Here is a 6,155-nt window from a genome sequence, read left to right as displayed (position 1 = left end):
CCCAGCGGCGCATGGGGTTGAGGTGCTCGACCATGGCCGGCAGCAGGCGGACGCCGAACCGGCGGGCCGCGCCGCTGGCCTTGTAGCCGGCCTTGTGCTGGTCGAAGCGCAGGTCGGGGTCGCGGGAGGTCTGGCCGACGTAGAGGCCCCAGGGGTCGGCGCGCCGCTCGTCGTGCAGCAGGATGACGTAGACGTGCTGGCCGGCGCCGCGGGCGCCTCGCGTGGTGGCGCGCAGGCCCTGCGCCGCGCGCAGGGCGCGGCCGATCCAGGGCGGTCCGCCTGCGGCGGGCATCCAGGAAGCGGCCGGCCCCTTAGCGCCCGCGCCGGGCTAGGCTTCCTGGATCGCCGAGAGCTTCCACGGGCCGCCGTTCTGCCGGACGAAGGTCCAGAGTTCGGTGGTCTGCGTCGGGCGGGCGGGGTCGCCTTCGATGACCGCCCCGGTCGCGCGGTCCCGCACCACGTCGATCGCCTGGTAGCGCATGGCGGCGGTGGCGTAGTCGCGGTCGCCTTCACGCCAGGCCTCGGCCACGTCGGCCTCGAGCAGGGTCGTGCCGGAGATCTCGTTGCGGCGGCCTTCGGTGGCGTTCTGGGCGAGGTCTTCGGCCAGGAAGCCCATGACCTCGGGCGTGGTGCGCTCGCGAAGCGCGCCGTAGTCCTCGCGGCCGAGCGCGTCCTGGATCTCCATCAGGAGCCGCTCGAAGGTGTCGCGGTCCTGACCCGTGACGCCGATCTCGACCGGGGTCGCGGGCTCGGGCGTGACCGGCGTGTAGGTGGGTTGCGGCGCCGGGCGCGAGGCGCCGAAGCCCTGGGGCGCCTCGCGGTGGGCGGCGTTCGGCCACGGCGCGCCGCCGGCCATGGCGGGCTGGGCGCGGCGGCGGAACAGCTTCATCAGCAGGAAGACGACGCCGGCGGCGAGCGCCAGCTGGAACAGCACGGCCATGAACCCGGCCATGCCGGCGCCGAAGCCGTTGCCCAAGAGCGCGCCGATCAGGCCGCCCAGCAGGAGGCCGCCGATCAGGCCGCCCATCATGCCGCCGCGACGCGGCTGCGCCGGACGCGCCGCCTGGCCAGGGGCCGCAGCCTTGGGCGCGGCGGCCGTAGAGCCGGGCGTGGCCGGGGTCATGGAGCGCTGGATCGGCTGGGCCGGCTGGGGCGCCGTGCGGGTGGCGGCCGGCGCCTGGTAGGTGCGGGCGCCGCGGCTGCCGAAGCCGCCGCCGCGGCGGGCGGCGTCGGCGGTGTCGGCCGCGATCAGGCAAAGGGAGAAGGCGACGCCGAGGACGGCCGCCAGCCTGGATTTGGAACCGTTCATCGGCCGCTCCTTGAGGTGCATCCCCTTCATATAGGCGGTCTGGCGCGGGATGATACGGGCAGACGAGCCCGCCAGGCGCTTTAGTCCTCGCGCCGGCCGGCGCCTTCGCGGTCGCGTTCGTAGCTGTGCTTGACGGGCAGCGGCGGCAGCCAGGCCTCGCGGCGGACGGTCCAGTTCTCGTAGGTGGGCGCGAACTGGCTGGGCTCGTCGAGGGCGCCCAGCATGACCTCGACCTCGTCGCCGGTGCGGGCGAAGACCGAGGAGCCGCAGCGCGGGCAGAAATGGCGCCCCGCCCAGGCCCGGGCCTCGCCCTGGATGGTGACGGCGTCCTCAGGGAAGATCGCCGAGGCGTGGAAGACCGCGCCGTGATGCTTGCGGCAGTCGAGGCAGTGGCAGAGGCCGACGCGGTAGGGTCGGCCCCGCGCCGCGAGGCGGACCTCGCCGCACAGGCAGCCGCCGGTCACCTGGTCCATGCCGCGTCTCCTCAGTCAGGAACCGGCCCCGATCCTAGGCGGATGGGCGGCAAGGACCAGCCCCGCTCAGGTCTGGCCGGTGAGGCCGGTGGACTGCTGGCGCTCCTGGGCGATCTGCCGGTCGCCGTCCGGGCCGTCGGCGCTGCGGTCGGTCTGTGGCGGGGAGGCGTCGTCGCGGTCGGGGCGGACGCCGGGCTTGCCGCGCTCGTACTCGGGCTGGTCTTCGCGCTTGTCGCTCATCGGAAACTCCTTGGAAGGCGGCCGCCTCAGCCCGCCGGGACGGACGAGGCGGGCGGGGTGGCGGACTCGCTGGGGGCGCCGGGCGGCGAGGCCGTCTCGCGACCGCGGCGCTCGGGATCGGCGGGGCGCAGGAACAGCATGAACAGCAGCACCAGGAAGACGGCGATGCCGATCAACGCCATCCACGTCATCCGACCCTTGGGCGCGGCGGCGCCCCGCACGTTCGACGGCTTTTCCTGACCTACGACCATGGCTTTCGCCTCCTGTGTACGCGTGGCGTCGAACGGCGGGGCCCGAGGGCTGTTCCGGAACCCATCCTTTGAGGGGGATCAGTGCATCTGGTGCTTGAGGCGGCTGATGTCGTCGTGGTCGGACTTGATCGAGCCATAGGCCTGCTGCAGCACCTCGCGGGCGTGGGGCGGCAGGTCGTCGTCGCGCAGGGCCTGTTCGAACTTGGCCTTGATGACGTCCTCGCCGCGCTCGACCTCGTCGATCACCGCCTTGTCGCTGCCGCCGGTGACGGCGTTCTTGATCTCGACGAACTTGTTGTGGGCCTTGCCCAGCGTGGACTGGGTGGTCTCGGGCTCGCCTCCGAACGAGCGGACCTCCTGCTGCAGCTGCATCGCGAGCTCGCGGCGGCGCGAGGCGCGTTCGGCGAAGAGCGTCTTGCAGTCGGCGCGGTCGATGCTTTCGGCGGCGTCCTTGTAGCCGTTGGCGGAATCGAGCGTGGTCTCGATCAAGCTGTTCAGGACCTTCACGGCGTGATCGGTCTGCATGGGTTGCTCCTTGGCTTCGGCTTTTCGGGTGTGCGGGCAGAACCGCCGGCCCCGGGCCCCTGTTCCGACGGCGAGGCTTGCGGCGGAATGACGCTGTTCCCGCAGGCGTGCTCGCGGGCGATAGTCGGGAAGTCGGTGAAGTGACGGGCGCCGGCGGCCATGAGTTCGAGACGCGCCCGATGCCGACCTTGCACCAGCTTGACCTTTCGACCCTGAGCGGGCCCGAGCTGCGGAGCCTGCTGGACAGCGCCCGCGACCGCGGCCAGGCCGCCCAGTCGTACGAGATCCTCCAGGAGATGGCCCGGCGGCGCGAAGGCGGCGAGGCGCCGAAGCGGCGGTTCGGCGGCCGCCGGCGCGAGGCCGGCGAGCCGCACATCATCACGCTGGACTTGGGCGACCCGATGGATCGCGGGGACGACCCGTTCGACGTGCCGCCGCCGCCGGAGCTCGCCGACGCCGAGCCGCCGCTGACCCTGGCGCGCGAGCCGGAGCCTGCGCCGGCGCCGCGGGCGAAGGCGTCGAAACCCCCGAAGCCGCCGAAGGCGCCGCGCGTGCGGCGCGGGCCGGGCAGTCCGCTGGGTTTCGCCCTGGGCGGTCTGGCCGGGATCGTGCTGGGCGTGGGCGTCGGCGGAAGCGTGCGCGAGATGCTGATGCCGCCGCCGGACCTGGGGGCCAAGTGGGAGCTGGCCGAGGCCGTGCAGCTGCCGCCGCCCCCGCCGCCGCTGCCGCCCGAGCCGGCGCAGCCGGCGCCCGAGATCGCCGCCGCGCCGCAGGCCGAGACCGTGGCGACCGCGCCGCTGCAGGCCGCCCCGCCGTCGGCGGAGACCGTCGAGATGGCGCAGGACGCGGCGACCGTGGCCGAGGCGCCGGAGGCGGCGCCTGAGCCTGAGCCCGCCGCCGCCTGTGCGTCGGAGCCGACGGCCGCCGACCGGGCGATCTGCGCCGACTCCGAGCTGCGGAAGCTGCAGAAGGACCTCCGCGACGCCTATGCGCAGGCGCTCGCCGCCCACGACGACCGCGCGACCCTGCGCCAGCGGCAGCTGGCCTGGCGCGACGCGCGCAACACGGTGGAGGACCCCGGGCGTCTCGCCGGCCTGTACGAGGCGCGGATCCGCAAGCTGAAGGCCGCCACGGCCGCGGCCAGGTCGGCCCGCTAGCTCAGCGCGGCCAGACGATCGCCTGGCACATCTCGGTCTCGCGCGCCCGGTCCCAGGCCAGGACGCGGCCGACCGGGCCCGGGACCTCGGTGACCCTGAGGCCGCGATAGGTGCAGGGCGGGCCGGGACCCCAGTCGGCGGGCGCGCCGGCCTGCTGCAGCTGGACGAACTGGCGGTGGGTGAGTTCGAGCACGCGCGGCTCGCCCAGGCGATGGGCCGCGAGGATCGCGAAGTTGACCGCATGGGCCACGGCTTCGCTGGCGGTGGGATTGCCGCTCATGGTCAGTCCTCCCGAAGAGGGAGGTTCGCGCCGGGAGGGGGCGAGCGTCAACCGTCGCCGTCTCAGCGGAAGGTCACGCGTCTTCACGCTCGTGGGCGGTGAGGTGCTTCTGGCGGCGCTCCAGGTCGATCTGGCGGAGCTCCCAGTCGGGGACCATCGGCACAAGCAGGGCGCCACCGTTGGGCATACGGTATTCGTCCACTCGCCAGCCTTGGCGGGTGCAGCGTCGTTTCGAGGGCGCAGCGTCGATCATGGCGGAGGTCGCGAAGCTTGGGGAAGCTGATCCTATGCAACCGACGCCGATGCCCGCGGTTCCGAGCGACGTTACGTCAAATTTCCCCCGGCCGCGGCAGCTCCAGCGGCGGCCTCTTCGCCACGCTTCTGCTTGGACGCCATGACCCGTTCCTCCGCCTCGGCGAGCCGGGCGTAGGCGTCGGCGGCTTCGACGTACTTCTGCCGCAGGCGGGGCAGGGACTCGGCGTCCGCCAGTTCGCGGTTCATGCGCTCGCTGTCGCGGAAAGCCTGCGCGCGGACGCGCGCGGCCTCGGTCCCGAAGTTCAAAACAGTCGGTTCTTCGCTCATTAGCTCGGCATCTATGGGTGGGCTGCACCTTTGAGAATCGATGGCGAGCGGGTTCGTTCCCCCGGATGTGTGCGAAACACGACGTTAGATGCGGCTGTTGGTTTCCCGACCGGCTCAAAAAGCGATGCCGAGCTGTATGGCTCAACACTGCTCCTGAAAATGCTGAGGCTCAGGTCTGGTGGCTCCGGACCATCATGCCGGCGATTTCCTTGACCAGCTTGGCGGCCACGAGCGCGGTTTGGCCCGCGATGTCGCAGGTCGGATTGTATTCGACGACGTCGGCCCCCACGACCGGCTGAGCCACGGCCTGGATATAGTCGATCACCTGGCGCGTCGTCAGGCCGCCAGGCTCGCGGTGCGAGACGCCCGGCGCGAAGGCGGGATCCAGCGCGTCGATGTCGACCGAGATGTAGACGGGCGTTTCGAACCGGAGGCTGGCGGGATCGGGCAGTCTGCGGATGTCGTAGGCCTCGACGCCGAAGCGCTCGAACTGCGCCCGGTGTTCGTCGTTGACCGTCCGCAGACCTACCTGCACCAGCCGGTCGGCCAAGCCCTCCTCCATGATCCGCGCGAAAGGCGAGGCATGGGAGCGGGGATTGTCCTGGTAGGCGTGATAGATGTCGGCGTGGGCGTCGATGTGCAGGATGGTCAAGGCGCCGTGCCGGCGGCGCAGGCCGCGCAGGATCGGATAGGTGACCGCGTGGTCCCCGCCCAGGCAGATCAGCGGGCCGGCCGCGGCGGCGGCTTCAACGCCGTGGGCGATGACGTCCCAGGGATCGAGAGCCTCGTCGAAGGTCAGGTCGCCTGCGTCGGCGAATACGTCCGCCCCGAGGTCGACCCCCGTCTCGCTCCAGAGGCTATAGGCGTCCGAGAAGAGCTCGCGCCTGATCAGCGGCGGCGCCTGGGCCGGGCCGCGGAGATACGACGAGTTGGCGTCGTGCGGGACGCCGAGCAGGGTGACCTTGACCATGCGCCAGAGATAGGCCGCCGGGCGGTGCGCGGCCAGCGGCGCCGCTCCGACGAAACTGGCTTCTTTTCCCGAGCCGCGCGCGGCGCCACCTGCAGGCGATGCCCGATCCCGCCCTCTGGTTCGCCTTCGCCCTCGGGCCCTCAGTCGCGGGCATCGGGCGCGAGGTAAGCGTCCACCGGGCCTTCGAAGGCGATGAACAGGGTGCACGGCGCGCGCCCTTCGCAGCTGGCCTCATGGGCAAGCCCGGCGGGTCCATAGGCGTACATGCCCGGCGTCAGGACGGCGGCGGGGGCGCCCTGATATTGCACCCGCAGCCGCCCAGCGACGAGGATCATGCGCTCGGCCGAGGTGTGGGTGTGGGCAGGCAG

General features: G+C 72.4%; 12 protein-coding genes. 1 reads left to right on the top strand and 11 read right to left on the bottom strand.

The annotated features are described in order from the left end of the window. From RIF93_RS17890 to RIF93_RS17865, 6 genes are all read right to left on the bottom strand, one after another. On the bottom strand, positions 1 to 292 hold a 292-nt coding region (locus RIF93_RS17890; RefSeq protein ID WP_309092808.1), incomplete at its 3' end, for a hypothetical protein. 36 nt (positions 293 to 328) lie between these two features. Next, complete coding sequence (locus tag RIF93_RS17885) at positions 329 to 1,309, bottom strand: TIM44-like domain-containing protein (RefSeq protein WP_309092807.1); 981 nt, start codon at positions 1,307 to 1,309, stop codon at positions 329 to 331. Between the two features lie 80 nt (positions 1,310 to 1,389). After that, on the bottom strand, positions 1,390 to 1,782 hold the full coding sequence (locus RIF93_RS17880) for a GFA family protein (RefSeq protein WP_309092806.1): 393 nt from the start codon (positions 1,780 to 1,782) through the stop codon (positions 1,390 to 1,392). A 66-nt stretch (positions 1,783 to 1,848) separates the two neighbouring features. Next, entirely contained in the window at positions 1,849 to 2,022 is a 174-nt protein-coding gene (locus RIF93_RS17875) for a hypothetical protein (protein ID WP_309092805.1), read from the bottom strand. 26 nt (positions 2,023 to 2,048) lie between these two features. Next, entirely contained in the window at positions 2,049 to 2,273 is a 225-nt protein-coding gene (locus tag RIF93_RS17870; RefSeq protein ID WP_309092804.1) for a hypothetical protein, read from the bottom strand. A gap of 78 nt (positions 2,274 to 2,351) precedes the next feature. After that, positions 2,352 to 2,798 (bottom strand): PA2169 family four-helix-bundle protein, encoded by a 447-nt coding sequence (locus RIF93_RS17865; RefSeq protein ID WP_309092803.1) that lies wholly within the window; start codon positions 2,796 to 2,798, stop codon positions 2,352 to 2,354. A gap of 179 nt (positions 2,799 to 2,977) precedes the next feature. On the opposite strand from RIF93_RS17865, the gene RIF93_RS17860 reads away from it, so the two are divergent. Beyond that, positions 2,978 to 3,955: a lysozyme inhibitor LprI family protein gene (locus RIF93_RS17860; protein ID WP_309092802.1), complete on the top strand. Its 978-nt coding sequence runs from the start codon at positions 2,978 to 2,980 to the stop codon at positions 3,953 to 3,955. Between the two features lies 1 nt (position 3,956). Here the strand turns inward: RIF93_RS17860 and RIF93_RS17855 are convergent, their stop codons facing one another. From RIF93_RS17855 to RIF93_RS17835, 5 genes are all read right to left on the bottom strand, one after another. Further along, on the bottom strand, positions 3,957 to 4,235 hold the full coding sequence (locus RIF93_RS17855) for a hypothetical protein (RefSeq protein WP_309092801.1): 279 nt from the start codon (positions 4,233 to 4,235) through the stop codon (positions 3,957 to 3,959). Between the two features lie 73 nt (positions 4,236 to 4,308). Then, positions 4,309 to 4,437 (bottom strand): hypothetical protein, encoded by a 129-nt coding sequence (locus RIF93_RS17850; protein ID WP_309092800.1) that lies wholly within the window; start codon positions 4,435 to 4,437, stop codon positions 4,309 to 4,311. Positions 4,438 to 4,559: 122 nt separating this feature from the next. Beyond that, entirely contained in the window at positions 4,560 to 4,817 is a 258-nt protein-coding gene (locus tag RIF93_RS17845; protein WP_309092799.1) for a hypothetical protein, read from the bottom strand. 169 nt (positions 4,818 to 4,986) lie between these two features. After that, complete coding sequence (locus RIF93_RS17840; RefSeq protein ID WP_309092798.1) at positions 4,987 to 5,787, bottom strand: arginase family protein; 801 nt, start codon at positions 5,785 to 5,787, stop codon at positions 4,987 to 4,989. Between the two features lie 140 nt (positions 5,788 to 5,927). Next, positions 5,928 to 6,155 (bottom strand): cupin domain-containing protein (locus tag RIF93_RS17835; protein ID WP_309092797.1); only part of this gene is annotated, 228 nt, incomplete at its 5' end.

Origin of the sequence: Phenylobacterium sp., assembly GCF_031181185.1 — a bacterium.
Classification (GTDB): domain Bacteria; phylum Pseudomonadota; class Alphaproteobacteria; order Caulobacterales; family Caulobacteraceae; genus Phenylobacterium.
Note: the sequence above shows the minus strand (reverse complement) of the source record. Positions and strands in the feature narration are given on the sequence as shown.

Bases quoted from the DNA above. Each gene is read 5' to 3' on its own strand.
- RIF93_RS17860 (WP_309092802.1), top strand. From the start codon at position 2,978: ATGCCGACCTTGCACCAGCTTGACCTTTCGACCCTGAGCGGGCCCGAG.
- RIF93_RS17855 (WP_309092801.1), bottom strand. From the start codon at position 4,235: ATGAGCGGCAATCCCACCGCCAGCGAAGCCGTGGCCCATGCGGTCAAC.
- RIF93_RS17865 (WP_309092803.1), bottom strand. From the start codon at position 2,798: ATGCAGACCGATCACGCCGTGAAGGTCCTGAACAGCTTGATCGAGACC.
- RIF93_RS17840 (WP_309092798.1), bottom strand. From the start codon at position 5,787: ATGGTCAAGGTCACCCTGCTCGGCGTCCCGCACGACGCCAACTCGTCG.
- RIF93_RS17875 (WP_309092805.1), bottom strand. From the start codon at position 2,022: ATGAGCGACAAGCGCGAAGACCAGCCCGAGTACGAGCGCGGCAAGCCC.
- RIF93_RS17885 (WP_309092807.1), bottom strand. From the start codon at position 1,309: ATGAACGGTTCCAAATCCAGGCTGGCGGCCGTCCTCGGCGTCGCCTTC.
- RIF93_RS17880 (WP_309092806.1), bottom strand. From the start codon at position 1,782: ATGGACCAGGTGACCGGCGGCTGCCTGTGCGGCGAGGTCCGCCTCGCG.
- RIF93_RS17870 (WP_309092804.1), bottom strand. From the start codon at position 2,273: ATGGTCGTAGGTCAGGAAAAGCCGTCGAACGTGCGGGGCGCCGCCGCG.
- RIF93_RS17845 (WP_309092799.1), bottom strand. From the start codon at position 4,817: ATGAGCGAAGAACCGACTGTTTTGAACTTCGGGACCGAGGCCGCGCGC.